The sequence below is a fragment of the Pararhizobium qamdonense genome (assembly GCF_029277445.1).
GTDB classification, from domain to species: domain Bacteria; phylum Pseudomonadota; class Alphaproteobacteria; order Rhizobiales; family Rhizobiaceae; genus Pararhizobium; species Pararhizobium qamdonense.
Genome location: NZ_CP119566.1, coordinates 2,257,252 through 2,281,907, shown reverse-complemented (window position 1 = coordinate 2,281,907; position 24,656 = coordinate 2,257,252). Strand labels below are relative to the sequence as shown.

Sequence of the window (24,656 nt, the reverse complement as noted above, 5' to 3'; positions counted from 1 at the left end):
AAACATGACCGAAGTCGAAATTGACCTGATCCAGCATTTGACGGAATTTGTGCATGGCCTTGCCGAGGCTGAGAGGGTATTTGGTCCCAGCCAAGCACTCCGGCGGCTCGGTATCAATTTCCTGTCGGCTGACGTTGCGCAACCTGGACTAAGATTCGGGCAGGCCAAAAATTGTTACGCAAATGCAACTGCCTACGCTCTGACCAATAGCGATCTGATGTATGCAGAAGGCTACGCAATTGAGCCTGAGCTTCCAATTCCCATCCAGCACGCTTGGCTTGTAGACCGTTCTGGCACAGTCATCGATCCGACATGGCGTGACGCCAACCACCACGTTTATTTTGGTATCGCATTTAAAACCGAGTTTTTGGCGGAGATGCTGGAGAAAACCGATGGCGACTGTGGAATTCTGGTGAATTTCCCCCTGATCAGACGGCACTTCACCCTCGCAGCATTACAGCGCGGGGCTGCAAACCCCAGCATCCTAGGAGTGCTGCCGACGGAAGTATTGAGCGTGCGCCGCAAGAGTCTTTGTATCCGGCCAACGATATAGCTGGTCCTTTGCCGGAACGCGACCAAGTGAATGCACCACATTATGGTCGAGTCCCCGACAATTCGCAAAAAGGGCCGTCTTCGGCGGCTGAAGACGGCCCAATAGCGGATCAGCGATCCGCGCGGCTCGGCGCAGGGGAAACGCCGAGTTCATCGCAGTTGCCCGGGAGGAGATCGTGGGCAACGAGACCAACTTAATGGCGCTGGCTCTGGAAGATAGGTGCACTTAAGTATGCTAACGCCGCCGGATGCTCTGAGATATCGTCCATTTCAGTATAGCTCCGGGATTAGAAGATGTTTCAGGTTAGTTGTTTTCAGAGATTGCTGACCATCCTAAGTAGAGCGCGTACCGATCTCCAGTGTTTCAATACCAACGAAAATTTCGAAGAAGATTATGCTCGACGGGAACAATTTTCCGCACGCGCGTTCGACGGTATTACCGTAAGTGATACCAGCGCACCGAATGCAGAGGAGCAGTCCAAGCTTATTTGGTGTGCACTCCAGGCAGTCGCTGAAGAATTCTCTCTTGCCGCTGCCAAACTTGGCTTGCCAGAAGACGTCGTTCAAAACTGGTCATATAATGATTTGGAATTGGCGTCGTCCCCGACAGGCGACTTCCTGGTTTTGCGACCAAGCTACTACCGGCATGCGCAGTCAATTGATGATCTGACGATTTCTCAGGCCCTCGGGGACCCCCTGATCCGGTTATTAAATAGCGCAGATGGCATTGAGACTTCCAGCTTTGCAAACCTTCTTGAGACCGCGTCAAATGCGCTGGCAGATCGGGATAATCCGCACGCCAATCGAAGCGGCAAGGACCAAATTGTCCAACCGGCGGCACTGCAACGCGCAGAGCACGCGAAGTCTTCGATTTTGGAGGCACCATCATGCCGATAACCGCTTACAATGATTACATCCAACAACTTCAGACGACTATTCGCTGCAAACGACGTGATCGAGAAGCAAAAGCGCGCATCCAAATCGCTATCTGTCGGAATGGCTATGGTTATCGAAGCGTCGGATTTTTTGGCGACCCACCTTCAGAAAAGGCCTGGAGCGGTCCTATATCGTCGACCGACTGGCAGCCGGACACCGACGACCGGGTGACAAAGGAAGTTGACCGGTTCTTCGGCCTTCCTCAGATATTCGCTTACTCAGAACGAGCACTCGGTCGCGGTCGCAACCCAGCTTTGATTGCACACTGGGATGCTACGGTCGCGATGTTTGAGATATCCTTCCTGAGCGGGTCTGACATATTTGAGCAGCGCATGATGTTCGCGGGCTTCGAAGACCCAGTCCATGCAGAATTCTCGGTTGAAGTCGATGGCGATATATTAGTCCACGATCACGGAACTGGAAGCCATTTTTATGAATGGCGGAAAATTCCGTCACGCACGGAATCTGCCGTTGAACCTGCGATGGTCACGGACTGACTTTAGTCTGGGATTGCCGCTCCAACTTCCCACGCACCTTGCCGTAAAGACGCCGCGCTGATTTCGAGCGTCGAAACGAACAATACCGGAGGATGGAATGCACATGGCTCGGGATCATATTTCAACTTTTTCTCAATCCCTCGAAAAAGAGGCGATCAATTTATTGAGTGCCCTGAATCCAGAAGTCCAATTTTGGCCAGGACCTACCATCACGATATCGGTGCTGCTTTTCGCGTCCGTCATCTGTTGCGCCCTGGTACTTGGAGGGGTCGTTATCAACACGATCAGCGTACGCAAAGCACGAATACAGCACGAACGTTACGAGAAACGGCTTTCCCTCGCCCATGAGGTCATCAGCCAATACGAAGAGGCGCTCAATCACAGGGAAAAGGGTAGGAGGAACTTAAAATCGGCCAAAATCCTTCCATTTAAATGAAAGTGGAAAAGGGGCTTCATTGTAATGCGGCGGCTTGTAGGAATGTCGCTGACTCATCAATGCAGTAGCCATTCAATGCCGAAGCCGCGTCTCAGTCTGTTGAGTACGTCGTCCAGGGGAAACGCCGAAAACGCGTTTGAAAGCGGCACCGAAGGCTGCCTCAGAGCTATATCCGACTTGGTCCGCGACCCTTGATATTGATGCATTAGGAACTTGCAATGCGTGTCTCGCCAAGTTCATCCTCCACCGGAGCAGATAGTCGAGGGGCGACAGGCCAACCGCGCGTTTGAACCTTGCCGAGAATTGTGACCGCGAGAGATGGCATTTCAGAGCGAGTTCCTCAAGTCGCCATTGTTTTTTTGCGTCTGAGTGTATCATGTGAAGCGCAGGTCCAATTCTCGGATCGCTTAATGCCTTGAGCCATCCTGTACCGCGGTTGTCTTGCGCAATGCATATCCTGATCATCTCTACGAAAATCATATGCATGATTTGTTCGCACATGACCTGCTTCCCTGGAGCGTCCTCGTTGACTTCGCTCTCCAACTGCTTGAGCAACCAATGAACAGTCGACGCGCCTTTGTTGCCTGACTTCAGCACCAAAAAATTCGGCAATGAGGTTGTGAGTAAATCCATCCCTTCGACGGAGTTCATTCTTCCGCCGATGAACGTCACTCTCGGCATACCGCCATTGTCCAGAACGGCAAAACCATCGGTCGTATCGGCGAATACGTCGGCCGCAGGAATGACGCTGCTATCAAGATCGTTTGTCAAAACGAAACTGAGCGGCCCCCTGATCAAAAAGCAATCGCCCTTTTCCAGGACCATAGGCGGCGCATCCCCTATGAGGATCAAACACTGCCCCTCACTGACTGCGTTGAATTTGAGATCGTCGGCCACTTCGACGGATATTGCCCACCTCCCCGACGCCCTTAGACCCGTTGACATAACGCCTCGCGCCCTGGTGAGGACCAGAACGTCAGACAGGGGATCAGCGTGGGTCATAGGACTATCTCTATAAAAATTCGGCCAATTGAACATAGATGTTCTTATCCTAGACGGTAATATTTGGAATATCAAATTAAGGAGTTTAGAGTCATGACGCACGATCAAATTCCCCTTGAAACGGGTTGGGGGCCGGAAACGACAGCATCGGATGTTGCTAAGAACATCGATTTGACTGGGAAATCGGTGGTTGTCACGGGTGGGGCATCCGGATTGGGGCTTGAGACCACGAGGGTCCTTTCTTCAATCGGTGCCAACGTAATCGTAGCAACCCGCGACGTAGACAGTGCTCGTACGGCAGTAGCAAATATTCCACGAGTCGAATTGTTCGAACTTGATCTCATCAACCCGGACTCCATCGACCGGTTTGCAACGGAGTTTATGGGGTCTGGACGATCACTTTCAGCCCTGATCCTGAACGCGGGCGTCATGGCCACCCCCTTGTTTCGTGACGGAGAAGGGAACGAGGGGCAATTTGCAACAAATCACCTTGGCCACTTTCGACTAACAATCCGGCTCTGGCCCGCGCTGGTTGCTGCCGAGCAATCACGCATTGTAGTTCTGTCTTCGCGAGGTCACATGATCCCAGGTTTCGACCTTCAAGACCTTTCGTTTTTATCTCGAACGTACGACAAGTGGGTTGCATACGGGCAGGCGAAAACGGCGAACGCTTTATTCGCTGTAGCAGCGGATCGCCGAGGAAAAAACCTGGGAATACGGGCATATTCGGTTCATCCCGGATCAATAGTGGGCCCGCTCGCCCGACATCTTTCCGCAGAGGAGATTGCGAGTTTTAAAGCCCTTGACGCGGATGGAAACCCTATCATTGATCCTGTGTCTGATCGGAAAAACTTCGCTCAGGGAGCAGCGACAACAGTCTGGTGCGCTACCAGTCCCCTGCTGGCGAGCTTGGGAGGAGTGTACTGCGAAAATTGCAACATCGCTTCGGTTGAGGAAGAAAACTCATTCGGCGTCCGACCCTATGCGATGGACATTGAAACCTCTGAAGCGCTTTGGGCAGAGAGCCTTCGTTTAACTCGTTTGACCGAGGTCTAGTTACAGCGCTGCGGTTCAGTTCACGAGACAGGATCGCAGCACACCTTTGTATAGTTTATGTACCAGTCACAAAAGGTTAGGCTTTCTTCGCTGCGCAAGAAGCTGCTGACCAATCTTGCCGCACGTTCAACATTTGAATAGGTACGGCACGACTTTGTGGGGGGTATTATGACATCGTCATTATCGAATGCAAAATGCACCGGAATGGAAATTACGCTCCCCCGGATGCCAAAAGCCGGACCCGAGTTTTTCGCCACCAATTCGGTGTCTCAATTGAATGCTTGGCCCCAGACCTCTCTCTCAGAGCTTGGGGTTTTACCATTTCCAATGCAGTATGACCAAACAACCGACCGCTATACCGTTTCAGGGTGGAGTGCAGTCCTAGCGGAAGTGGCGCACGCCCTTTTAGAGGCGGATGAAGTCGTGATTACCGGCAATCACGAATTCGCCGAGGAGCTAGACTCGTTACAGATCATCCTGTCGAACTGTATAAGAGCCTCTGTAAAGCTTCATACACCCACACCAATCGCCGATCCCCTGGTCACGGAGACCAGGGCACGAAGAGTATCAATAGTTATCGGTGTCAGCTTACCGGTTCCCGCCACGACAAGCCTCAGTGGTTATGAGCTGGTGGTATGCATGTGTGACACCCCTTCCGTTGCGATGTTCAGCTCGCCGAGCCAAGCAATCGCGCTACCCGTCACATCCGATGGCTGGAGATTGTCTCATGTCGCGTTCCACCGGCTGCTCGACATCGAGTCAGAGCAGAGTGCCTCATATCATTACGAAGAGCTTTTCGAGGATACATCCCTGTTGTCGCGCCCACTGTGTTCGGTTATCGCCCGTCTTCTGCGACAAGTGAAAATCCAAAGGGAATCAAACTCGCTGCGAGCCCTGACACGTTGACATCGCTCGTGCTTTCGCCGGTTCTGACAAGAGGTTGACCTGCCCCCAATCGATCATGGTGGCAGAGCAGTGCAAACTTTTCGATTGTTTGTGCAAGGGATGCCGCAACCCCGTCAGCAGCGGCAAAGGCATAATGTGTGCGTCTTTAATCACCAACAAAACAGACGCTATACCCCCAAGATGGCTCAGCATCGCAAATTCCCGAGGGCGTCCTTCCATCTGAAAGTCCGCCAAGATGCAATCGACCTAAGCTAGCCGCCAGTTTGGAAAAATTCGTCCCTGATACGGAGCCGCTCGCCCCTATCGTAAATGGCCACAGGCCGATACGGATCAACGAGTTGCTGCCGTGGGCATCTAAAAAGGACCGTCAAGCAAGCCGCTTGACGGGTTCAGCTCCATTGGCATATTCGTCGTCGTGATACAGAAGCTGGACGTGCTAAATGATCGAAGACGACGAACCCAATCTGGTGACCTCTGGCAAAAGTAAGAGGATCGTCGTTGATGGCTTTCCCTTCTCCATCGACATCTTCCGACTGGAAACCGATACGACATGGACGCTTGAGGTGGTCGACCACAACAACACAAGTCACGTCTGGGATGAGCAATTCCAATCCGACGCAGAGGCGCGGGACGTAGCGGTGAAAGCCATTGAGGCAGAGGGTGCCCTTGCATTTATGCGGGGCAACAACGTGATTCCATTCCGTCACGCGTAAACCGACATGCTCTCAAACGGCGCTTAAGCTGATATTTAGGCCTGAGCCTCAAAGTTGGCGGTCTCTCTTTGGCTTCAACGGCGGTCGGCGACGGTTCATCTGCGCCGACCAAAAATCAGTCAAAATTGTCTCAGACACCACCGAGGTTGCGGGCTAGGTGGTGACTCCAACCCCCGACGCGCTCAAAAAATCATATTTACGGACAATATCAACAATCGATGTAGCCTGCATTTTTCGCATCATTCGGCCTCGGTGAAGCTTCACCATGATCTCGCTAATACTCATCTCATGTGCGATCTGCTTGTTCATGAGACCCTGGCTAACGTACTTGAGCACCTCGGTCTCCCGGGGAGTGAGTTTATCGCTGCAATCTTGAATCTTCTGACGAAAAGCACCTTTAACTCGATTTTTTTCGTCATACTCAATGGCCTTGTCTGTAGCCTGAATTACCGCGTTGCTGCTGAAGGGCTTGAGAAGGAAATCAAATGCGCCAGCCTTCATCGCTGTCACGCTAACTGAAACATTGCCGTTTCCTGTCATGAAGATAATAGGGAGCTGGCTACCAATTTCGGCAAGCCTCTCCTGCATTTCTAACCCTGTCATGCCGGGCATCTGGACATCAAGTAGGATACAGCCTCGATCACGAGCATCAACGTTTGCTAAAAAGTCTGCTGCGCTTTTAAAGGTCACTGCTTTACGCTGCATCGATTCAAACAAATTGACCAGAGATGAGCCTAAATGCTCCTCATCATCAACAATATAGATTGTGGGCGCTCGCTCCAAAGATTGGCTGGAATTTGGCATGATAACCTCCAAGATTGTCTGCTGGCAAAGCTCGCCCGCGTATTGGCCCCAAGGGCTCAGGATCAGGCGGCACGGCAAGATAACGGCAGAACTATTGAGTACCAGGTGATGGGTTCAGTTTGAATTCGGTTCAAGATGCCACCATGTGCGGCGACGATGGCATCACAGGACTGAAGACAGGCTTTCTCTTCGAGCTGCTGTCCAGTGCCGAACAGTTCTACCTTTGGGTCTCCCGTTCCGTAGATTGACTGCCTACGCGGATTTCTCGCTGCGACGGTGATAAAGACATGGCCGTCCCTGCGGCAAGTTTCGATTCTAAGTTCACACGGGTGCAGTGTGGACGTGTTTAGTTTTCTTATGACAACAACTAACAGCGTCACCAAAAGCTGTTGGAGCAACGCCCTGTCCCCAAATACCAGCAATCCAGGCTCGCTAGACGAGAACGAGACCTTCACTCCGTTGGAAATGCTTTCGCAGCCCACAACTTGAATGGAGGTTGCTATAACTTCGTTGATATCTTGATCAGCCGGAAAAGGTGTCCTTTGGGGATCAGATTGGTCGATCTTGGAGACCACCTCGTTTGCCCAGTGGACGCATTCTAATATTCGGTCGAGCAGAAGCCGAATCTTCGGTGCGTCTGCATGAGGCTGAGCGAGCAGATGACGGCCAGTTGCACAGTCTGTCGCGATAACTGCAAGCGGTTGACGAAGATCAAGGGTAATGGATGAGGCTATCTGGCTCAGCGTTACGAGGCTCGCCGTCCGCGTTGTCTCTCTTTTAAGCGTCGCCAACGCAGAGATTATATTGGTTTTTTGCCGCTTAACATAGCCTGTCGCGTCCATCACCCTCTCCATGATAACCACTAAGCCGACTTAAGAACGGTCGAACTTCGATTTTTCGTAAAGAGATTACAGCCTTCACTCGGAGCGTCTAGCTGGCTCGGAGAACAGTCTACCTGTGCTTTGGTCTAGTCGTTTGCTTCTGTGTAGAGACGAAGGCCTCCAACCGAAACCGGTCGAAGGCCCAGAGTTTTACCGTATAGGCTTGCTGAAGTGACCCACAGATACGCTCACAACAGAGGAGAACCCTTCTTTAAATTCCTCCTTGGAGAGACGGCCTTTTCCCTCCTTGTCAAATTCGCTCCATCTCCGCTCCACGTCCGCCTGGTCCGGCACGTAACCGTCTGAGCGCGGCTTCAAACTGTTGTCGATGTACTCCTGCTTATCAACAAAGCCATCACCATTAGAATCATTACGGTCGAAGGCACTTTGCGCCAACTTAGCCTGTAACGCGGCTGCGATTGAATTATCGGAAGCGCTGCCACCGATGCCTCGGATAGAAGGCCCAGATGGCCGCTGCCCACCCCCATCAGGTAGGTTGTCGTTCTTCGTTCGTGGCAGAAAGAGTTGATATACTGAGTCAGAGCCAGACCCGATCCTCATGGAACACTCCAATGTTAACGGAAATAATTGCAACCCACGAATGCATCCTTAGGCTTGCGTCAAGCTGTCCTAGAATCTGGATGATTGGAACCTATTCGCCCGGACCATTTACCCGTTGGGTCTGTCACCCAGTGAAACACCTGACCCGCAAGAATACGGTAAAAACCCACGAATGGAGCCAAATTCCCGTGGCATAGTCTTCAAACCGGAGAGGATTTATTGTACTATTTTTCGATTACGGGTTCTCAAGGAAAGGCAGTCGTCGGATCAATGGGGGGACACATGACTCTCATGGGAGAGATGAAGGTCAAAAATCCAATTGCGATATTGGTCGATGATGACGTTGCTGTATGCGAGTCACTTGGAAACCTTTTGAATTCTGTCGGCATCGATGCCGTTACGTATTCTTCGGGGCACGCATTTCTCAGCGAACCACTTCCGGATCGGCCAGCATGCCTCATTCTTGACGTGAGGATGCCAGGGCTTAGCGGCCTCGATTTGCAGACCCATTTAGCGCGAAATGGTGTCTCCACCCCTATCGTGTTTTTGACTGCCCATGGCGACATCGCAATGAGCGTTCAAGCGATGAAAGCTGGCGCGCAAGATTTTTTGACTAAACCAGTTCGAGAACAAACTTTTCTGGACGCTGTATCGAAGGCAATCGCCATCGACATTAGTCAGCGCGAGCTGGCCAACACATTCAACAAGTATGTTGCGTTGTTTGAAACCCTGTCGTCCCGAGAGCGGGAAGTCCTCCGAATGGTGGTAGCAGGGGAATTGAATAAGCAGATTTCTCACGCTCTGAAGATACAAGAAGTCACGGTCAAGCTTCATAGAAGTAATGGCATGAAAAAAATGCAAGTTACCTCGTTTGCTCAGCTCTTTAGTGCCTGGCAGTCGCTGCCGTCAGAACTTCGCGGTCAGTTGTAGCACCTTCCGCCTTTTAGCCTCCCTCCCCTCTAAGTCGCCTATCTATCCTTTGGGATAGTCGATTTTGTGCGATCTTAATGTAAACTCGGAAAAAATGTTCGGGACATTTGAGTGGGGACTACCGTGGCCGTTTCCTGGGCTTTCAACCACATCGCAACGTCGAAAGGTCGGCGCTGTTTAGTATACGTTATCGGGTTCTCAGGAACCGTTTTGACATTCGTGCTGTCTGATCCGACTGCAATGTTGGTCACGGTCGCTGCGACGTGCTTGCTAGCGAAATGTCGCCACGCGATCCCTACCCTCTTGGCAATTTTCTTTGCGACGGCGTGCTTTTTAAATTCTCCGTTTTATGACGGCGTGGAGCCGACCGAGCGCCTTTTTGGGTTTGGTGCCAGCGCCATTTGCCTGGCAATGCTAATGAAGCTTGCGAACGCGAAGACTCTGTTCGACCGGGTCTATGAAACGGTTCAGCCGAATATCGAGGACATACCTGGCTTTGGATGGTCGGCCTACGCTGACGGTCGCCTTAGGTTTCTAAATCCAAAGGCTCTAAACTATGTCGGCGTCACCGCCGCCGAAATGAGTGCGATATCCAAGATAGACAATCACTCTTGGTGGAGCAAATTTGTGCATCCCGAGGATCGCGACGGTTGCATAGACCGCTGGGATCACAGCCTACGCACTGGCGAACCAATCTTCGAGGAACAGCGCGTCAGACGACATGACGGCACTTACCGCTGGATGCGAGACGCCGCGATAGCATCTCGCGATGAAAATGGGCACATTGTGGCTTGGTTCGGAACAACGGTTGATATCGATGATCAACGCAAAGCTGAAGCGGCGTTGCTGGACAGCCAAACTCAGCTTCAACAGATGATCGACACGGTTCCAGCGTTGATTTGGTGCGCAACTGCAGAAGGGCAACCTTCCTATATAAACACTCCCCTCAGAATCTGGACTGGTATTCCACTAGAGTCGACGAAACCAGGCGACTCGGCCCAGTTTGCTAAGGCAATAATGGCAACGATACATCCTGAGGATCGCGCCATCTGGAAGCAATCCCTTGAGCAGGCGCTGAATAGTGGGCAAGCGTTCGCTCTTCGATACCGTCAACGTCGCCATGATGGTGTTTACCGCTGGATCGATGGGAAGGCGGAGGCTCTCCGTGGTCACGATGGTAGCATCATCCAGTGGTATGGTGTCTGCCTCGATATAAATGATCAAGTCGAAGCAACGGAAGCCGTTCGCAAGAGCGAAAACGAGCTTCGGTTGCTAATTGACACCGTTCCCTCGTTAATCTGGCTTATGACGCCCGAGGGAATGCCGTACTACTTCAACAAGCGGTTTGTGGATTGGTCAGGGCTGTCGGTCGCCTCCGCTCTTCTGGACGGCGATAAGCTGAAAATGGTCGAATTTATACATCCCGAAGATCGAGTTGCAGTCGATAGTGCGATCAAGCAGACGATTGCTGCGGGAAAACCCTTTAGTCACAAGGGACGACTGCGCCGGAAAGACGGCCAATACAGGTGGATGCAGTCCCGAATAGAACCACTCCTCAACGAAGATGGCGAAATAATAAGATGGTACGGAGTGAACCTGGACATTGACGACGAGGTCCGTGCCCAGGAAGCACTCCGACGGTCCGATGAACGTTTGGCACGCGCCCTCAGAGCGGCGAGCCTTTCGGAACTATCGGTCTCAATTGCGCATGAACTAAATCAACCGCTGCAAGCATTAGTCGCGAACTCTCATGCCTTTAAACGTTGGCTCGACGCTGTTCCACCCAATCTCGACAGAGCGAACAGGACCGCTGAATGGATCGTTCGAGATGCCGATGCAGCTGCGCAAGTCGTCAGCCGTATAAGAGCCCTCTTTGGAAAGGCCGTGTTCCCCAAGCACAAAGTAGACGTAAACGCACTGATCACCGACTTGAGAGATTTAATTACTGACAGACTTATTGCTCAAGCCGTGAAGATTGAAATCGACTTGGACCCGCACGTACCAGCCACAAGCGCGGATCGCGTCCAGCTTGAACAGGTTTTGCTCAACCTTATCAGGAACGCATCTGAAGCCATGCAGGAAAAAACAATTGAGAGACAACTGGTCACGATCTCCTCCCGTGTAAGAGGCGAAATGATTGAGATTGAAGTTCGTGATCGTGGCACGGGTATCATCGACCCAGACAAAATCTTCGAACCGTTCTTCACTACGAAGCAAGATGGGATGGGAATGGGTCTAGCTATTTGCCATTCGATTATTGAGGCTCATCAAGGACAACTGCGAGCAGAAACGCTTCCCGGTGGCGGCGCAGCGGTGACCTTCAGCCTGCCGATCAGGCCGATTGAGGCAAACGATTCCGGCAATCCGGACCCTTGGCCCGAACGGGTCGCTGCATCGGCCTGACTAGACTTAAGTTCGATTCTAACGATGACTCACGCCATTGGCTTGGTGTCGTCCCGCTGAACCTCTTGAAAAGACGGCTCAGGTGAGCGTGATCCGATAGGCCACAAGCTAGAGCGACCTCAACTATCTCCATATCCAGCGTGAGCAATAGTTCGCGCGCACGCTCTACTCGCTGCTGCATCACGAATGCGTGCGGCGACATACCAGTTCTAATGGAGAAAGCACGCGTGAAATGCCTAGGGCTAAGCCTCACACTGGTTGCCATATCAGCAACACGTATTGGCCCATGCAAATTGTTGTTTACCAGAGCGGCGACCCGCTCCAGCTGCCATTCGCACAAACCCGATCTCATCGCCCTGTCTTCGGTCGGCGGCAATGGCTGCAATACCTGTCCGTCTGTCTTACCGAGCGTTAACTGGTTCAACCCGCTACGCGGTGTTTGAAAGCTGCACCCCATATCTTAAGCCTTCTTGCTCCCCATCATAACGACACCATCTGCGACGTTGATGCCCAAAATCTAGTGGGCGCAAGAATAGGTAGGCTATGCTTGAGGATAGGTGCTCAAAGCTCGATCCGAGGATCGGCCCACGTTTGGAGGACCTCCGTAAGCAGGCTTACTGCGAGATAGAAGATTCCCAGAACTATCGTTACCCCCAGAACCGCCGGGCTGTCGGCCGTCGCTAAAGACTGAACCATGTAGAAACCGAGGCCCGGCCAACCAAAAACCAGTTCCACGACTAGCAAATTTCCAAATAGTAGTCTGAATTGTAGTGCGATCATGGCCAGAACGACGGGCGACGAGTTCCTCACAGCGTGGCGAAGAACGACGCGACTTTCGCTAAGCCCCTTCCCTCTCGCAGTTCCAATGTAAGGTTGCCGCATTACGTCAACCAAGGAGCTGCTCATTGTTCGTCCCACTGCGATTGCAATCGGTAGTGCTAAGGCCAACGCCGGAAGTAAAATGTGAGCCAATGCGTCAAGGCTTGCGGCTGGTTCCCCTTTGAGAAGCCCATCCAATATGTTCAAACCCGTTGGGCCAGAAAAATATCGGTCACCCATTCTCCCTGATCCTGGGAGCCAGCCCAATTGGAACCAGAATGTATAGGCCAGTAGCAGAGCAGTTGCGAAGATAGGAATTGAAGCGGCAACTGTCAGCAAATACTGAAGTGGCCGTGCGTTTTCAAAAATCAGTGGGAGAATTCCGGCCAACGTGGCGAACCCCAAACCGAGTGCGAACGCGGCTCCCGACAGCTCAAGCGAGGCCGGAAGCCTTTCTCGAATATCCGCAATGACCGGTTGACGGGTTCGAATCGACGTACCAAGATCACCGTGAACGAGACGAGCCAGAAATCGGCCATACTGCTTGGCAATCGAGTCGTTCAAACCAAGCTCCTGACGCAGTTCGTCCACTCTGGAAAGCGGTGCCATAGGTCCAGCCAACGAGCGCGCAGGGTCTGAGGGAAGAACATTTTGCAGAAAAAAGACAGAAAAGGTCATCGCAACTAACACGAGGGTTAGTCCCAACAAACGTCGCAAGAGATAAGCGAACATCCGTTATCGTCCCTGCATTATGGCTCGCAAACCGTCCCCGGACAAATTCGAAAGCAAGCAGATCATGAAAATGGCCACTGCTGGCAGGACCGGAAGCCACCAGAAAACCGTCAGACTGTCGAGAGCGCGGGATGTCATGGCACCGAGTTCAGGAGCTGGTGCGGGCTGCCCCAACCCAAGAAATGAGATCAGTGACAATGTCATGATGACGTTCGACACATCCAGCGTGGCTGCAACGATTAACGCAGGAATTGCTCCAGGAAGAACGTATCGGAACGTCAGGCGGGCGCGACCCACACCGGCAACGCGCGCAGCTTCAATATAGGGTCGAGCATTAACCCGGCGGAATTCGTCGCGGGAAATTCGGGCATACCAAGGCCACCAGGCTACGCTCATCGCGATCATTGTATTGATTAATCCTGGGCCAATCGTTGCTATCACGGCGAGTGCGACAAGCGTCGAAGGAAGAACGAGGAAGAAATCGACAATGCGCTGAATGACTGTGTCGAGGCTTCTGCTAACGAGACTTGGAAGCAGACCTATCAACGTTCCGAAAATGAGACAAATGATGACAAAGGCGACCGATGGAAGCCAAGTGTATTGCAAGCCCAGCAGCACGCGGGAAAACAAGTCGCGTCCAATCTCGTCTGTACCGAACCAATGCTCATCTGAAGGGGAAAGATAGGCAGCCGCAACGCGTGCCTGCGGGTCGAACGGCGTCAGTTGACCAGCAAACAGTGCCGTGGCCGTAACCAATATAATTCCAATCAAACCCACCTGTTCTGGGTAACCAACCGATCTGAATCTCTTGGTAATCGTTCGAAGGCCCAACGCTCTTCCGCAAGACAGCTTCGCCATATCTACCTTCCATACCATGACATGTGTCACTCACCGACGTTAGAGGCTGGTCGGAGGGTCGCACTTTTGGTCAAAGACGATGCCGGATGGTCGATCTCCGCAGTCAATTCACCGTCCCGCAAGGTAATCACACGATCAGAGACACTGTGCGCAATAACCATATCATGCGTGACAAAAAGTACCGCCATCCCGAGACGGGCACGAAGTTCAGCGATGATGTTGAGGGTAGCTACGACATGGGTGGTATCCAACGCGCTCGTCGGCTCATCGCAGAGGAGTAGTTCTGGGGGGACGATTACAGCTCTTGCCAAGGAGACGCGCTGGCACTGTCCCACCGACAGTTCCGACGGGATTGAAGCGAGGACCGTCCGATCAAGACCCACTGACTCCATCGCTGCATCCAGGAAAAAATTACGCCGGTCGGGATCAAGGCGAAGCGGACGAAGGCGCTCTGAAATCTGCTCCCCTACAGTTAGCCACGGAGTCAGAGAGGTAACAGGGTCTTGAAATACGACTTGCGGGTTTCGACCGTCGTGACGAATTACCTGACCAGCCGTAGGAGCGAGGAGACCTGCGGCCAATCGCACGAGAGTTGTCTTACCCGATCCGCTGCCCCCAACAAGAGCGACGCTTTCGCCCTTGTCTATGGTCAAATTGATGGAACGCAAGACAGAAGTCTCTTTATAGGTATTGCGCGTCAGTAGCCCTTTCGCAAATGTGAACCAGACGTGCTCGATCTGAAGCACAGCGAACGGAGCAGGTGTCCGCCGCGCTCTCACTGTGGTCAAACCTCCAACGTTAATCGCAGATTGCGCCGCTACCAACTGTTTCGTATGGGGATGTTGAGGGTCTAGCAGTACGTCGTTGCAGTTGCCGATTTCCACGATCTTCCCTCCGCAGAGGACGAGGAGTCGGTCAGCTATCTTCGCTGCCGCACCTAAATTATGAGTAATGAACAGAACTGCGGTGTTACAGTTTTTCGCCAGCTGCCGAATGAGGTCTAAAATTTGAACCTGAAGCGGCGAGTCTAAAGCCGTAGTCGGCTCGTCTGCGATGAGGAGTTTCGGGTGCGCCATCATCGCCATAGCGATACAGGTTCGTTGCCGCTGCCCCCCCGATAGGCGGTGAGGAAGCCTTGCTGCAATGTCCTCCACGTCTCCCAAGCCAACCGCGCGAAGCCACTCAGCGACAAATGTGTCGTCGCATACGACTGACTCTTTAAGTTGCCGTCCTATAGGCATGGTTGGATTTAACGCGCTCAAGGGGTCTTGCGAGATCGAACGGACGATACTTCGGCGGGCTGTTCGAAGATGAGAGGTTTTTGCACCGACAACTTCCAGTCCGTCCAGTCTGGCAGAACCGCTAATTTTGGGATTGGCCGCGAATGGGATAAGTCCCTGAATGGTAGCTCCAAGTGTTGATTTCCCGGAACCGCTCTCGCCTACAATCGCTAATATCTCGCCTGGCATCACGTCAAAAGTCAGATTGTCGAGGACACGTCTGGAAAATCCGTCCCGGCTCAACGAGACAGATAGGTTTCTCACGGAGAGTATCGGTTCGGCAATCACGTCGGTGTTACCCGCTTTTCAGCCATTGTGACCGTCATCTTCGCACGGTGGCGAAATCAATGGTTCCCCTAGGGAAAACAGCCCTTAACCCCAGGTCCTTTAACCCCTTCGCGTGAACTATGACATCATCAACGTCGACCAATGGGATCACAACTCCCTGGTCGAAGTATAACTGACCTGCTCGCTCGAAGAGCTGGTTTCGCTCTGCGACGTTGGTCACGGCACTAGCTTTGTCCACAATAGCATCTGCTCCAGGTACAATCCTCCCGTAGAGGTTGAGAGGAGCATCTTTTGTGAAAAACGCCTTTGCTTGGCTTTCTAAATTGGCTGCATCAGGTGAGGCAATGATAAGCAACATGTCTGGAGCTGCATCGTTGCCTTTCATAGCATAGGCAGCACCAGGTGGCATAATGCTTGATGTTGCCTGAATGCCAATCGTGGCTAACTGCGCGATTAATAGATCAGCAATTCGACCGTAGCTTGGATTTGCACTGAAGAGACCGATTGTCAGGGAGGTTGGAGTTTTCCCAACCGATGCTTTGGCAACATGGATGTCGGTCGGAAACACAATTGGATGCTGCGGAACGAACAGCGCTTTGGGATAAATAGACGTCGATACGCTGGCGTGATCGCCAAATGCGTCCTTAGCCCACAGGCTTGGGTTAATGACGGTAAGTACGGCGCTGCGGAAACTGGCGTCATCTAGAAGGGACCCGGGTTTCAGGAATGCGTCGAACTGTGTCATGCTCGGGGCCGTTGATACCTCAAGCGAATCCGGAAGACTGTTCAACTGAGCGAACGGGTAGTTCGTGGGAACAGCGTCAATTTTACCGGCTTTCAGCATCAGAATCTGTTGCCCTAGGTCTGGTACCACCGGCAGCTCGATCACGGAAAAGAATGCCCTCTTACCCCAGTAGTCGTCATTTCTCCGGAGTGTGTAGAGTTCGCCGCGCTTAAATTCTTCCAGTTTGAATGGTCCGGTTCCAACTGCATGATTAGTAAGCCATCCCGTCGCGGCATCGTCGGAATCATGTTCCTTCAACGCCTCCGGACTCAAGATTTTCGGGCCCCATGGACTGGCAAGGCTGTCGAGAAAAGACGGCTGAGGCTTATAAAGTTTGATGCGGACCATCGACCCGCTGACCGCATCCAGGGATTCGACATTTGCGAGTGTATAATTTTGGACGAGTTTTCCGGTTCGACGCCTATCCAAAGACGTCACGACCGCTGCCGCGTTAAGAGCGTTGCCGTCGTGGAACTTCACTCCGCCCCTTATTTTAAAGGTGTATGTCAGGCCGTCATTGGAGACTTCCCAGCGGTCTGCCAACTGCCCCACTATGGCCGTCGAACCGGGCTCGTACTCCACAAGCCCCTCATAGATACTGTTGAGTGCGGCCAATCCGGCGACCTCGAATCCATTGTCGGGATCGAGGGTACTTATATCCGCAGAAAGCGGAACTCTCAGCACTTCCTCAGCGCTGGCAACAGTAGACGGGAGCAGCAAAACTAGCGCCAGGATCAGTCCGGCAAGCCTAAGGGGAACCGACTTGCGGTAAGCACATGGAAAAATTCCGAACTGCAGCATTCTAAAATCTATGGCCCCGATGTGTCTATCGTCGGTCCTTATAGCCAAGATTTACTAGTCAGCACTTGAAGATTTCGGCCCAAATCAGTCGGTTGCAGCGGAAACCAACTGATCCCGTTCCGTAGTAAACCTCCGTATACGGCGTACAGCCCCGAGCTTTTGCTAAGATAGGTCCACAGAACACTTAAAGGGGGCAACACATGAGCGATGAACAGCCACAGTGGGTAAACGACCGGGCATACGCAATATGGGACGCGATGGGTCGGCCACATGGTCAAGACGAAGCGCATTGGTTCCAGGCCTCTTCAGAATACGAGGTGATGATAAATTCTACCGCCCCGGAAAGTGGCACCGAAGATAGAAAGCTGGATTGCACCACCGTTGCCAATGCACCCCGCCGCAAGAAGCGCTAATCAGACTAATCTTCTTGAGCACTGTCGAAACAAGGATCGGCGCATCGGCCTATCCGTTGGGCAGACGCAATGATCTGCCCCCCATTTTCTTTTCATTCTGTTCAAGGCAAATGTCGGTCGCTGCTTTAATGCGTGTATGGGCAGGTGGACAATTGCTGAGCGGTACCTGTCTCGCGGATCGATTGTTGGGCAAGAGTACGCAGCAAGGCGAAGCCGAGCTGCGTATGAGGGTGACCATGAATATGACCATCTGCGGTTCGAACCTGGTGCTGCGTTAGCGAATAGTTGTTGCAAGAACGGCAATTCGCCCACGCTGAAAAGCGACTCTGTCGATAAAAAAAGCGGACCCGTAGGCCCGCATCCTAGATCGAAACTTGGTCCAACATGTCACCAGGTCAGGATTTGATGAAGTCCAGCAAGTCAGCGTTGATGACGTCGGCATGTGTCGTGCACATTCCGTGGGGGAAACCGTCGTAGACCTTCAGCGAGCCGTTCTTCAAAAGCTTTACGGAAAGCTTGGCCGAATCCTCGATGGGCACCACCTGGTCATCCGAGCCGTGCATCACCAGCGTAGGCACCTCAATCATTTTCAGGTCTTCGGTGAAATCAGTTTCTGAAAACGCCTTAACGCCGTCGTAGTGTGCCTTAGCGCTACCGGCCATACCCTGCCGCCACCAATTATCGATGCTTCCTTGGGAGATTTTGGCGTTGGGGCGATTAAACCCATAGAATGGGCCTGTCGGGATGTCGATGTAAAACTGAGCACGGTTCGCCGCAATGCCGTTTCTAAAAACGTCGAAGACTTCCATCGGCAGCCCCCCAGGGTTGCTGGCTGTTTTGAGCATGATTGGTGGTACTGCGCCGATTAGAACAAGCTTAGCCGTGCGCTTTTTGCCGTGACGGGCGACGTACCGAGTAGCTTCTCCGCCACCTGTGGAGTGGCCAATATGGACGGCGTCAGATAGGTCAAGATGTTCCACTACCGCAGCGGCATCTGCGGCGTAGTGATCCATATCATGACCTTCAGAGACCTGCGCAGAGCGGCCGTGCCCTCGGCGGTCATGCGCGACAACACGGAACCCTTTCTCAACGAAGAAGATCATCTGAGCGTCCCAATCATCACTGCTCAAGGGCCAGCCGTGGTGAAAAACAATTGGCTGGCCCGTGCCCCAGTCCTTATAAAATATTTCAACGCCATCTTTGGTCTTCACTGTTCCCATGTTCAAATTCCCTTTTTGGCTTGTGGGCTGCTTTGAAGCAGCGAGTGCGTGAAGTGGTAGGGCGGTCGCAGCCGTGGCCCCGACCCCAAGAGCCAGCACGTCTCGTCGCAACAATCCTGGCCTGTTAAAGGCATTGTTCTCTGACATTGATTTTCTCCTTGGCCACGCCGGAGGCGTCTTGGTCGTCACCCGAGAAGCCGGGTTGTCTACGTGGACCCTGATCGGGCACGGGGAGATTGAGACAAAAAAACAAGAGATTTCAGATATACATTAGTATATTGCAGTGCACCCTAATGGAGACCGAATAGTGTTTTGATCCGGGCTGAAAAGGAGACTGGCAGGGTGATGGAGAACCCGCTAACTGCTTGCAGCAGGTCTTTTTCAATTTCAATCCGATGCGCAAGGACAGAGCCGACCTCTTCAGCAATGATCGGGCGGTCTCTTAATAACCCAGCAAATCGGTCTTTTGGAATTTCAAAGCATTTCACCGCAGTTAGGGCAGTGATGTCGCCAGGCTCAACGACGCCCATCAATACTCCACGCTCCCCAAAGAACTCTCCAGGCGATAGCCGAGTTATCTCAGTTCGGTGCCCTTCGTTAATATGCTCGACCACGATCACGCCCTTCTGAATGAGGATCAGCGAAGTCAAAGATGTGCCTTGCCTTGCAATCATCCTCCCTTTTGCGAACTCCAATGGGATCATTGATTGTGACAAAGCTGATTTCTCCTCCAGGCTTAACCCTTGGAAGAGCGAAACTGAAAGAAGGCATTTAAGAGGATCATTGGTCTGTGGACTGCTGAACGGCTCGGCCGCTGTCGCGCCACGTGTGACGGATGGGCTCATGAGCAAACCATATGATCGGGCATGCCGGTAGATTAAGTCGTAAATTTCGTTTCTGGCTTCGGCAATCTTCGAGACGCTTCTGACGCGACATGTCAACTCCACGCCAATGCCGTCGCTGTCCATCCCTGTTACTGATACAGACGGGGACAAGGGCCGCATGATTTTGGTGCAACCCAGCAAGACAACTTTCATAGCTTCGACGACTAATTCAGGTCGCTCGGTTGGCAGAAAACGGACCGCCACCGACATTCCGTGGCTCTCATCAGGACTGCTAAAATTCGTAAGTCTCGATTTGGCGAGGGTAGAGTTTGGAACGATAACCACGTCGTTCGTCGAGTTTAACAAATGTGTAGAACGCCAATTTGTCTCTATCACCTTGCCTTGGACGTTATCATCCAACACGATCCAGTCCCCAACGAGATAGGGGCGTCCCAAATTCAGCGCGATGCCCGAGAACACATCATTCAAGGTACTCTGCAACGCCAAACCGATTACAATTGCAAAAACACCTGATGTGGCGATCAAGGTGCCCACCGGCACATTGAAGACGTAGGCGATCAAAGATAGTGCGGTTCCTATGTATACAACGCCTGAGAGCAGGTCTCGGACGAGGCGTCCTTCCCTTGGTCTGTGTTCGAAAACAACAAAATGTCGGATGATATTAACCAGAAGCAGTGCGAGACTGATCCACCAGGCTGCCTTTGCTGCGCCAAGCGAAATACCCTGGAAGAGCCCTCCACGGTAACCTGCCGCAAATGGCTCAATCCCGCGAGAAATAAACATCGCTGAAAGCATAGCAAATACGAAAACATCGAGCCCAAGCTTAACACGCGTGTGGTGTCGCACTGCAAATCTTAGCGGTATCGTACCCGCTAAAAGCAAGCCAACTTGAACGACAAACAGATCGAGCGTCGATGATCCCATGAGGGGCAACGTACCCAGCACGAACCCTCGGCAACACTATACGCATGTTTACTAACCTGAGCGAGGGCCCGCGTGTGCACTACGCAAGCCCCCGTCCACCGGTCACTTGTCGGGCGACGCGCCATGCTGGTCGCGAGACTGCTGTCCATGGGCAGGTTCGGTTTTTCCATGTGGATGTTCGGGATCAAAGGAGTGCGTTGTCTTCGATCCCTCGTCGACCCTGACTTCACCATCATAGCCGTAGAAGGCAACATGCAGCCCCCAGTAACTTGTGCAAAAAACAATTAACGCGGCTGAGAGGCCCACAGGTATGGCTGAGACCCGACGTTTGAATACTGTCATAAGATCGACACCACTGCGTTGGTCTGCTGCAACAGCTAGAAGAATGGCCATGATTAGGCCGTGTCCAATCAGATCAACACGCCCAAAGGGCCAAACGGCGGCTGTGAAAATTGCCAAAAGTGCTATCGCAGACAGGCGTCTGATCAACGGTGTCCACAAGAGTCCAAAACCCAGTGTAAACTCAGTTACACCAGCCATTGGGATAAAGACGTCACGTGGCATTCCAAACGTGAGAAATGGCTTCTCTATCACAAGGGGATAGAACCAACTTGGAAAGGCAAACTTCTCAAGGCTTGACCACATTAATGCGATTGCAAGTCCCCATCGCAGAGCCTCAAAACGACGGTCGCGCACGGTCTCATTCTTTGACGGTTCAAGAAGTAGGTAAGCAGCGACACCTAACCCAAGAGCCAGATAATCGAAGAGGTGGAAGAGGTCATAGTCGCGCAATGCCAAAAGCCAAAGTGCGACTATGCCAATACCCGCTAAAGGCATAGTTCGCCGTGAGAAAATACAACACGCAATTACCAGCTGTATCCAGGAAACCCACTCCGCCGGTGTTTTTAGATCGGGGGTTAAGTACACACCCCCTACGGCAAAAATGGCTACGAAAAATGCCGCGATAATCGCGCGAATGTACTCGTCCTGTCTCCGCCACAGCGGCGACGTCACCGTGTTGAGGCCCTCAATTACTGTTTGCCCATACCGACTTTTCTCGATCATTCGCGTCGCAACGAAGAAAATCAGGACAAGTGCGATACCGGTCCAGAACCATTGGTTCACTAATGTTTCGACAACTGGCTCAGGGCGGGCACCCACAATATAAGGAGCAAACCACTTGACGTGCGCGAAGGCCGATCCAGGTGTAAAAGCGATTGCTGTTGCGAATAAGGTTATTGGTCCGCAAAATCTTTGAAGCGTGCTCATGTTTTTACTTCGCTAGGTTAAATGCATGGGGAATGACCCCTGACGGGTTCAGGCTGCAATCAGTTCATCTGCAGGTCCAAAAAACTCATAATGGATACGGTCGCTGGGAACGCCAGCGCGAGTCAGCCCGCTTACGAGCGACCTGAGAAAAGGTTTGGGCCCGCAAAGATAGAACTCGGAGGTCTGCAAAGACGTCTTTTGGCTGAGCCAATCGACGGTGATATATCCATCTTGGTCATGGGAGAGCCCAACAGCATCGCTCACTGAGGGAGCGCTGTAGAACGTCGTGACTGAAACACGCCCGTGCGCTGAGGCAATGGACCTCACGTGCCGATCCATCGCATGGGTGGAGCTATTCAGAGCACCATGGACGAAGTGTGCTTCCAGCTCGGGATAATCGCTGCCAATTGCTTCAAGCATACTCAGCATTGGGGTGAACCCGACACCTCCAGACAGAAGGACAACAGGCCGAGATGGCTCGTCAGGGAGGAAAAAATCGCCAGCGGGTGGAGTAACCTCCAAAATCGTACCAATCTCGGCGTCATCGTGGAGATATCTTGAGCCCCCCTGCCCGTCTTCTTCCCGCTTTACCGAAATGCGATAATATTCGTCGTTAGGCCCGCATGATATTGAATAATTCCGTTTCACCTCGTGACCATCGAGAACGAGCCTAAATGTCAAATACTGACCGGGGCGATGTCGGAGAACACGGCCTCCATCAGCTGGTCGCAGAACGAAAGAAGTGACGACATCACTTTCTGGAACCTTGTCGCTGATGACAAATTTCCGCCATCCAGTCCAACCGCCACTTTTGTTCTCGATGGCTTGGCGCAGCTCTTGCTCACGCTCCGTCAAAATATCTGCAAGAAACCAGTAAGCTTCTCCCCATGCTTCGAGCAACTGGGGTGTGGCGGCTTCTCCCAATACATCGCTGATGGCTGCCAATAATGCGCGCGCAACGAATGGGTAGTGTTCCGGAAGGATGTGATAGCCGATGTGCTTGTGAGCAATACGCTCAACGACTGGCGCAAGGACAGAAAGGTTGTCTATGTTTCGAGCGTAGCCAAGGATTGCCGCTGCGAGAGCGTGTACCTGCGAACCACCCTCGCCCTGGTTGGCGTGGTTAAACAAGCTTTTGATATGATCATCTTCAAATAGCTTGGCGTACATGCGTTTGGTAATTTCAGCGCCGTGAACCGCTAAAGCGGGGACGCTTTGCTTTACCAATTCGATTGTTTGTGGAGTTAACGGACGGGGCATAACAATTCCTCACTGATTGGCGTTTAGGGTTGGGAGGGCGTCGTAAAATTCGATCCTGAATTTGACAGGCCCCGACAGTTCAAGGTGATGTGGTACATTTGGTTGGATGACCTGCGCTATCTCAGGAGATAAGATGGTTTTCACGCTGTCCTCGAAGTAGTGCACACAGCCCTCCTCCACGCGGACGACCCCCCATGTGCCAGGCTTCAAAGAATGCGAATGAAGCAAGCCAAGCGGTACAGTGTGCTCATCGAAGTATCTGCTCACCTTGTATGGGCGGGGATTGTCTGGTTTCACGACAACTGCGACAGGCGAAACCTCGCCAAACAATGATTGGACAAATCGTGAGGCTATCCTGGTCGCCTTAGCCTGCATCTGCTCGGCAGTTTGAGGCTCCAAAAGTTCGTTCGTGGTGAGCTTCCAAAGCTCTAGCCAGCGTTGAAACATCTCTGGTCGAATGAGATCAGAGTGGATAGCGTGCATGGAAAGTGGGTTACCCTTATACCGGCCCGTCCTCAGCATGAGTGACGACCAAAAATCGGACAACCGCTCCATGTGCTCATCCCAGTCCTCGACGACCGAGAACGGAACTGACAGCGACGGGTCGGCTCTTACCCTTGCGTAGAAAGCGACCAGGATTTCTTTGATTTTGTCTTCATTCAGCTCGGTGCTCATAACCGCCTCATAAATATGTATATGAGATGCATCTATTCCGTTTTGTGTAAACATGCTACTGTAATACATGTTATCCGATTGAGCATTTTGACGCAGGCTAACCATGAGATTGACACGCTACACCGACTACGCAGTCCGAGTATTGATATACCTTGGTTCACGCGATGCGGGTTTAGGCTCGATACGGGAGGTTGCGAAGGCCTTCGATATATCGCAAAACCATTTGATGAAGGTCGTCCAAGACCTAGCCGCAGCGGGCTTTATCCAGTCTGTCAGAGGCCGAAATGGCGGTATTCGCCTTGCTGTAGAAGCAAGTGATATCAATCTGGGAAAAGTGCTTCGTCATACAGAAGGTCTCGATGACCTTCTCGATTGCTCGGTTTGCCTCATTGCTCCTGCGTGCGGGTTACCGCCCATATTGTCGGAGGCGACACAAGCGTTCGTGGCAGTGTTTGATAAATATACGGTAGCTGACCTGGTGCGCCAGCGTACTCTCATTCGTACGCTTCTGGAGAGAGCATAAATTTTGGGTGGACCGCAGCTCAAGAGCCTCCGATAGAAGCGCGGACCCTTTAGCGCGTGAAGACTGGGCTTGGGCGTCCCGGCGAAAACCCTTATTGCAGCTAAGAACATGAAATCACCGCTCGGCCAGGCTCCACCCAATGCATGGCACCGCCTTCACAAGCAGTTCAGCTTCGTCGAGGAGATTTTCAGCTGCCGAACCAGAATGCGTGGGAAAACCCTCCAGCACTCTCACCTTCTTCAGTGATCCGAAATCACCGGCGCAAGCCTTGAGGCCCCGAACATCGCA

General features: G+C 52.4%; 25 protein-coding genes. 11 read left to right on the top strand and 14 right to left on the bottom strand.

The genetic code is table 11. The features are described 5' to 3' along the window. The first annotated feature begins 4 nt into the window (after positions 1 to 4). From PYR65_RS10950 to PYR65_RS10935, 4 genes are all read left to right on the top strand, one after another. Positions 5 to 553, top strand: coding sequence for a hypothetical protein (locus tag PYR65_RS10950; RefSeq protein ID WP_276117994.1), 549 nt, complete (start codon positions 5 to 7; stop codon positions 551 to 553). A gap of 293 nt (positions 554 to 846) precedes the next feature. Next, positions 847 to 1,449 (top strand): hypothetical protein, encoded by a 603-nt coding sequence (locus PYR65_RS10945; RefSeq protein ID WP_276117993.1) that lies wholly within the window; start codon positions 847 to 849, stop codon positions 1,447 to 1,449. After that, a complete protein-coding gene (locus PYR65_RS10940; protein ID WP_276117992.1) occupies positions 1,440 to 1,985 on the top strand; it encodes a hypothetical protein in 546 nt (181 codons plus the stop codon). Before PYR65_RS10945 ends, PYR65_RS10940 begins: the two co-directional genes overlap by 10 nt. Before the next feature lie 103 nt (positions 1,986 to 2,088). Then, positions 2,089 to 2,421, top strand: a complete 333-nt coding sequence (locus PYR65_RS10935) for a hypothetical protein (RefSeq protein WP_156397573.1) — start codon at positions 2,089 to 2,091, stop codon at positions 2,419 to 2,421. Between the two features lie 72 nt (positions 2,422 to 2,493). Here the strand turns inward: PYR65_RS10935 and PYR65_RS10930 are convergent, their stop codons facing one another. Further along, positions 2,494 to 3,366 (bottom strand): AraC family transcriptional regulator, encoded by an 873-nt coding sequence (locus tag PYR65_RS10930; RefSeq protein WP_276121033.1) that lies wholly within the window; start codon positions 3,364 to 3,366, stop codon positions 2,494 to 2,496. Between the two features lie 150 nt (positions 3,367 to 3,516). Between PYR65_RS10930 and PYR65_RS10925 the strand changes: the two genes are divergently transcribed. From PYR65_RS10925 to PYR65_RS10915, 3 genes are all read left to right on the top strand, one after another. Then, on the top strand, positions 3,517 to 4,479 hold the full coding sequence (locus PYR65_RS10925; RefSeq protein WP_276117991.1) for an SDR family NAD(P)-dependent oxidoreductase: 963 nt from the start codon (positions 3,517 to 3,519) through the stop codon (positions 4,477 to 4,479). 168 nt (positions 4,480 to 4,647) lie between these two features. Next, positions 4,648 to 5,385, top strand: coding sequence for a hypothetical protein (locus tag PYR65_RS10920; protein ID WP_276117990.1), 738 nt, complete (start codon positions 4,648 to 4,650; stop codon positions 5,383 to 5,385). A 440-nt stretch (positions 5,386 to 5,825) separates the two neighbouring features. Next, a complete protein-coding gene (locus PYR65_RS10915) occupies positions 5,826 to 6,098 on the top strand; it encodes a hypothetical protein (RefSeq protein WP_060504261.1) in 273 nt (90 codons plus the stop codon). 153 nt (positions 6,099 to 6,251) lie between these two features. Here PYR65_RS10915 and PYR65_RS10910 read toward each other — a convergent pair whose 3' ends face one another. The 3 genes from PYR65_RS10910 to PYR65_RS10900 all read right to left on the bottom strand — a co-directional run bounded on the left by PYR65_RS10910 (position 6,252) and on the right by PYR65_RS10900 (position 8,344). After that, a complete protein-coding gene (locus tag PYR65_RS10910) occupies positions 6,252 to 6,902 on the bottom strand; it encodes a response regulator transcription factor (protein ID WP_276117989.1) in 651 nt (216 codons plus the stop codon). 62 nt (positions 6,903 to 6,964) lie between these two features. Next, complete coding sequence (locus PYR65_RS30700) at positions 6,965 to 7,744, bottom strand: sensor histidine kinase (RefSeq protein WP_276117988.1); 780 nt, start codon at positions 7,742 to 7,744, stop codon at positions 6,965 to 6,967. 189 nt (positions 7,745 to 7,933) lie between these two features. Beyond that, positions 7,934 to 8,344 carry an EF-hand domain-containing protein gene (locus tag PYR65_RS10900; RefSeq protein WP_276117987.1) on the bottom strand — a complete coding sequence of 137 codons (411 nt, stop codon included), beginning with the start codon at positions 8,342 to 8,344 and terminating at the stop codon, positions 7,934 to 7,936. Between the two features lie 282 nt (positions 8,345 to 8,626). On the opposite strand from PYR65_RS10900, the gene PYR65_RS10895 reads away from it, so the two are divergent. Beyond that, positions 8,627 to 9,274, top strand: a complete 648-nt coding sequence (locus PYR65_RS10895; protein WP_276117986.1) for a response regulator transcription factor — start codon at positions 8,627 to 8,629, stop codon at positions 9,272 to 9,274. Between the two features lie 219 nt (positions 9,275 to 9,493). Further along, entirely contained in the window at positions 9,494 to 11,677 is a 2,184-nt protein-coding gene (locus PYR65_RS10890; RefSeq protein WP_276121032.1) for a PAS domain-containing protein, read from the top strand. Here the strand turns inward: PYR65_RS10890 and PYR65_RS30580 are convergent. The 5 genes from PYR65_RS30580 to PYR65_RS10870 all read right to left on the bottom strand — a co-directional run bounded on the left by PYR65_RS30580 (position 11,607) and on the right by PYR65_RS10870 (position 17,239). Continuing rightward, entirely contained in the window at positions 11,607 to 11,942 is a 336-nt protein-coding gene (locus PYR65_RS30580; RefSeq protein ID WP_407951323.1) for a helix-turn-helix domain-containing protein, read from the bottom strand. The genes PYR65_RS10890 and PYR65_RS30580 overlap by 71 nt on opposite strands. A 296-nt stretch (positions 11,943 to 12,238) precedes the next feature. After that, complete coding sequence (locus tag PYR65_RS10885) at positions 12,239 to 13,228, bottom strand: ABC transporter permease (RefSeq protein WP_276117985.1); 990 nt, start codon at positions 13,226 to 13,228, stop codon at positions 12,239 to 12,241. Between the two features lie 3 nt (positions 13,229 to 13,231). Continuing rightward, positions 13,232 to 14,086 carry an ABC transporter permease gene (locus PYR65_RS10880; protein ID WP_276117984.1) on the bottom strand — a complete coding sequence of 285 codons (855 nt, stop codon included), beginning with the start codon at positions 14,084 to 14,086 and terminating at the stop codon, positions 13,232 to 13,234. A 26-nt stretch (positions 14,087 to 14,112) separates the two neighbouring features. Further along, a complete protein-coding gene (locus PYR65_RS10875; RefSeq protein ID WP_276117983.1) occupies positions 14,113 to 15,654 on the bottom strand; it encodes an ATP-binding cassette domain-containing protein in 1,542 nt (513 codons plus the stop codon). A 34-nt stretch (positions 15,655 to 15,688) separates the two neighbouring features. Further along, positions 15,689 to 17,239: an ABC transporter substrate-binding protein gene (locus tag PYR65_RS10870; RefSeq protein WP_276117982.1), complete on the bottom strand. Its 1,551-nt coding sequence runs from the start codon at positions 17,237 to 17,239 to the stop codon at positions 15,689 to 15,691. Positions 17,240 to 17,439: 200 nt separating this feature from the next. Between PYR65_RS10870 and PYR65_RS10865 the strand changes: the two genes are divergently transcribed. Then, positions 17,440 to 17,652 carry a DUF2934 domain-containing protein gene (locus tag PYR65_RS10865; protein WP_276117981.1) on the top strand — a complete coding sequence of 71 codons (213 nt, stop codon included), beginning with the start codon at positions 17,440 to 17,442 and terminating at the stop codon, positions 17,650 to 17,652. A gap of 395 nt (positions 17,653 to 18,047) precedes the next feature. On the opposite strand, the gene PYR65_RS10860 is transcribed toward PYR65_RS10865, so the two are convergent. The 5 genes from PYR65_RS10860 to PYR65_RS10840 all read right to left on the bottom strand — a co-directional run bounded on the left by PYR65_RS10860 (position 18,048) and on the right by PYR65_RS10840 (position 23,845). Then, complete coding sequence (locus PYR65_RS10860; RefSeq protein ID WP_276117980.1) at positions 18,048 to 19,019, bottom strand: alpha/beta fold hydrolase; 972 nt, start codon at positions 19,017 to 19,019, stop codon at positions 18,048 to 18,050. Between the two features lie 143 nt (positions 19,020 to 19,162). Continuing rightward, positions 19,163 to 20,641: a mechanosensitive ion channel family protein gene (locus tag PYR65_RS10855; protein WP_276117979.1), complete on the bottom strand. Its 1,479-nt coding sequence runs from the start codon at positions 20,639 to 20,641 to the stop codon at positions 19,163 to 19,165. Positions 20,642 to 20,743: 102 nt separating this feature from the next. Beyond that, positions 20,744 to 21,910, bottom strand: coding sequence for a hypothetical protein (locus tag PYR65_RS10850; RefSeq protein WP_276117978.1), 1,167 nt, complete (start codon positions 21,908 to 21,910; stop codon positions 20,744 to 20,746). Between the two features lie 48 nt (positions 21,911 to 21,958). After that, positions 21,959 to 23,170 (bottom strand): NO-inducible flavohemoprotein, encoded by a 1,212-nt coding sequence (gene hmpA / locus PYR65_RS10845; RefSeq protein WP_276117977.1) that lies wholly within the window; start codon positions 23,168 to 23,170, stop codon positions 21,959 to 21,961. A 9-nt stretch (positions 23,171 to 23,179) separates the two neighbouring features. Beyond that, on the bottom strand, positions 23,180 to 23,845 hold the full coding sequence (locus tag PYR65_RS10840) for a DUF1971 domain-containing protein (protein ID WP_276117976.1): 666 nt from the start codon (positions 23,843 to 23,845) through the stop codon (positions 23,180 to 23,182). Positions 23,846 to 23,948: 103 nt separating this feature from the next. Here PYR65_RS10840 and PYR65_RS10835 point away from each other — a divergent pair, with 103 nt between their 5' ends. Further along, positions 23,949 to 24,368 (top strand): Rrf2 family transcriptional regulator, encoded by a 420-nt coding sequence (locus PYR65_RS10835; protein ID WP_276117975.1) that lies wholly within the window; start codon positions 23,949 to 23,951, stop codon positions 24,366 to 24,368. Positions 24,369 to 24,656: the final 288 nt, after the last annotated feature.

Bases quoted from the DNA above. Each gene is read 5' to 3' on its own strand.
- PYR65_RS10935 (WP_156397573.1), top strand. From the start codon at position 2,089: ATGGCTCGGGATCATATTTCAACTTTTTCTCAATCCCTCGAAAAAGAG.
- PYR65_RS10835 (WP_276117975.1), top strand. From the start codon at position 23,949: ATGAGATTGACACGCTACACCGACTACGCAGTCCGAGTATTGATATAC.
- PYR65_RS10880 (WP_276117984.1), bottom strand. From the start codon at position 14,086: ATGGCGAAGCTGTCTTGCGGAAGAGCGTTGGGCCTTCGAACGATTACC.
- PYR65_RS10855 (WP_276117979.1), bottom strand. From the start codon at position 20,641: ATGGGATCATCGACGCTCGATCTGTTTGTCGTTCAAGTTGGCTTGCTT.
- PYR65_RS10925 (WP_276117991.1), top strand. From the start codon at position 3,517: ATGACGCACGATCAAATTCCCCTTGAAACGGGTTGGGGGCCGGAAACG.
- PYR65_RS10910 (WP_276117989.1), bottom strand. From the start codon at position 6,902: ATGCCAAATTCCAGCCAATCTTTGGAGCGAGCGCCCACAATCTATATT.
- PYR65_RS30580 (WP_407951323.1), bottom strand. From the start codon at position 11,942: ATGGCAACCAGTGTGAGGCTTAGCCCTAGGCATTTCACGCGTGCTTTC.
- PYR65_RS10885 (WP_276117985.1), bottom strand. From the start codon at position 13,228: ATGTTCGCTTATCTCTTGCGACGTTTGTTGGGACTAACCCTCGTGTTA.
- PYR65_RS10895 (WP_276117986.1), top strand. From the start codon at position 8,627: ATGACTCTCATGGGAGAGATGAAGGTCAAAAATCCAATTGCGATATTG.
- PYR65_RS10945 (WP_276117993.1), top strand. From the start codon at position 847: ATGTTTCAGGTTAGTTGTTTTCAGAGATTGCTGACCATCCTAAGTAGA.
- PYR65_RS10865 (WP_276117981.1), top strand. From the start codon at position 17,440: ATGAGCGATGAACAGCCACAGTGGGTAAACGACCGGGCATACGCAATA.
- PYR65_RS10860 (WP_276117980.1), bottom strand. From the start codon at position 19,019: ATGTCAGAGAACAATGCCTTTAACAGGCCAGGATTGTTGCGACGAGAC.
- PYR65_RS10850 (WP_276117978.1), bottom strand. From the start codon at position 21,910: ATGAGCACGCTTCAAAGATTTTGCGGACCAATAACCTTATTCGCAACA.
- PYR65_RS10915 (WP_060504261.1), top strand. From the start codon at position 5,826: ATGATCGAAGACGACGAACCCAATCTGGTGACCTCTGGCAAAAGTAAG.
- PYR65_RS10840 (WP_276117976.1), bottom strand. From the start codon at position 23,845: ATGAGCACCGAGCTGAATGAAGACAAAATCAAAGAAATCCTGGTCGCT.
- PYR65_RS10930 (WP_276121033.1), bottom strand. From the start codon at position 3,366: ATGTCAACGGGTCTAAGGGCGTCGGGGAGGTGGGCAATATCCGTCGAA.
- PYR65_RS10950 (WP_276117994.1), top strand. From the start codon at position 5: ATGACCGAAGTCGAAATTGACCTGATCCAGCATTTGACGGAATTTGTG.
- hmpA (WP_276117977.1), bottom strand. From the start codon at position 23,170: ATGCCCCGTCCGTTAACTCCACAAACAATCGAATTGGTAAAGCAAAGC.
- PYR65_RS10940 (WP_276117992.1), top strand. From the start codon at position 1,440: ATGCCGATAACCGCTTACAATGATTACATCCAACAACTTCAGACGACT.
- PYR65_RS10900 (WP_276117987.1), bottom strand. From the start codon at position 8,344: ATGAGGATCGGGTCTGGCTCTGACTCAGTATATCAACTCTTTCTGCCA.
- PYR65_RS10920 (WP_276117990.1), top strand. From the start codon at position 4,648: ATGACATCGTCATTATCGAATGCAAAATGCACCGGAATGGAAATTACG.
- PYR65_RS30700 (WP_276117988.1), bottom strand. From the start codon at position 7,744: ATGGACGCGACAGGCTATGTTAAGCGGCAAAAAACCAATATAATCTCT.
- PYR65_RS10870 (WP_276117982.1), bottom strand. From the start codon at position 17,239: ATGCTGCAGTTCGGAATTTTTCCATGTGCTTACCGCAAGTCGGTTCCC.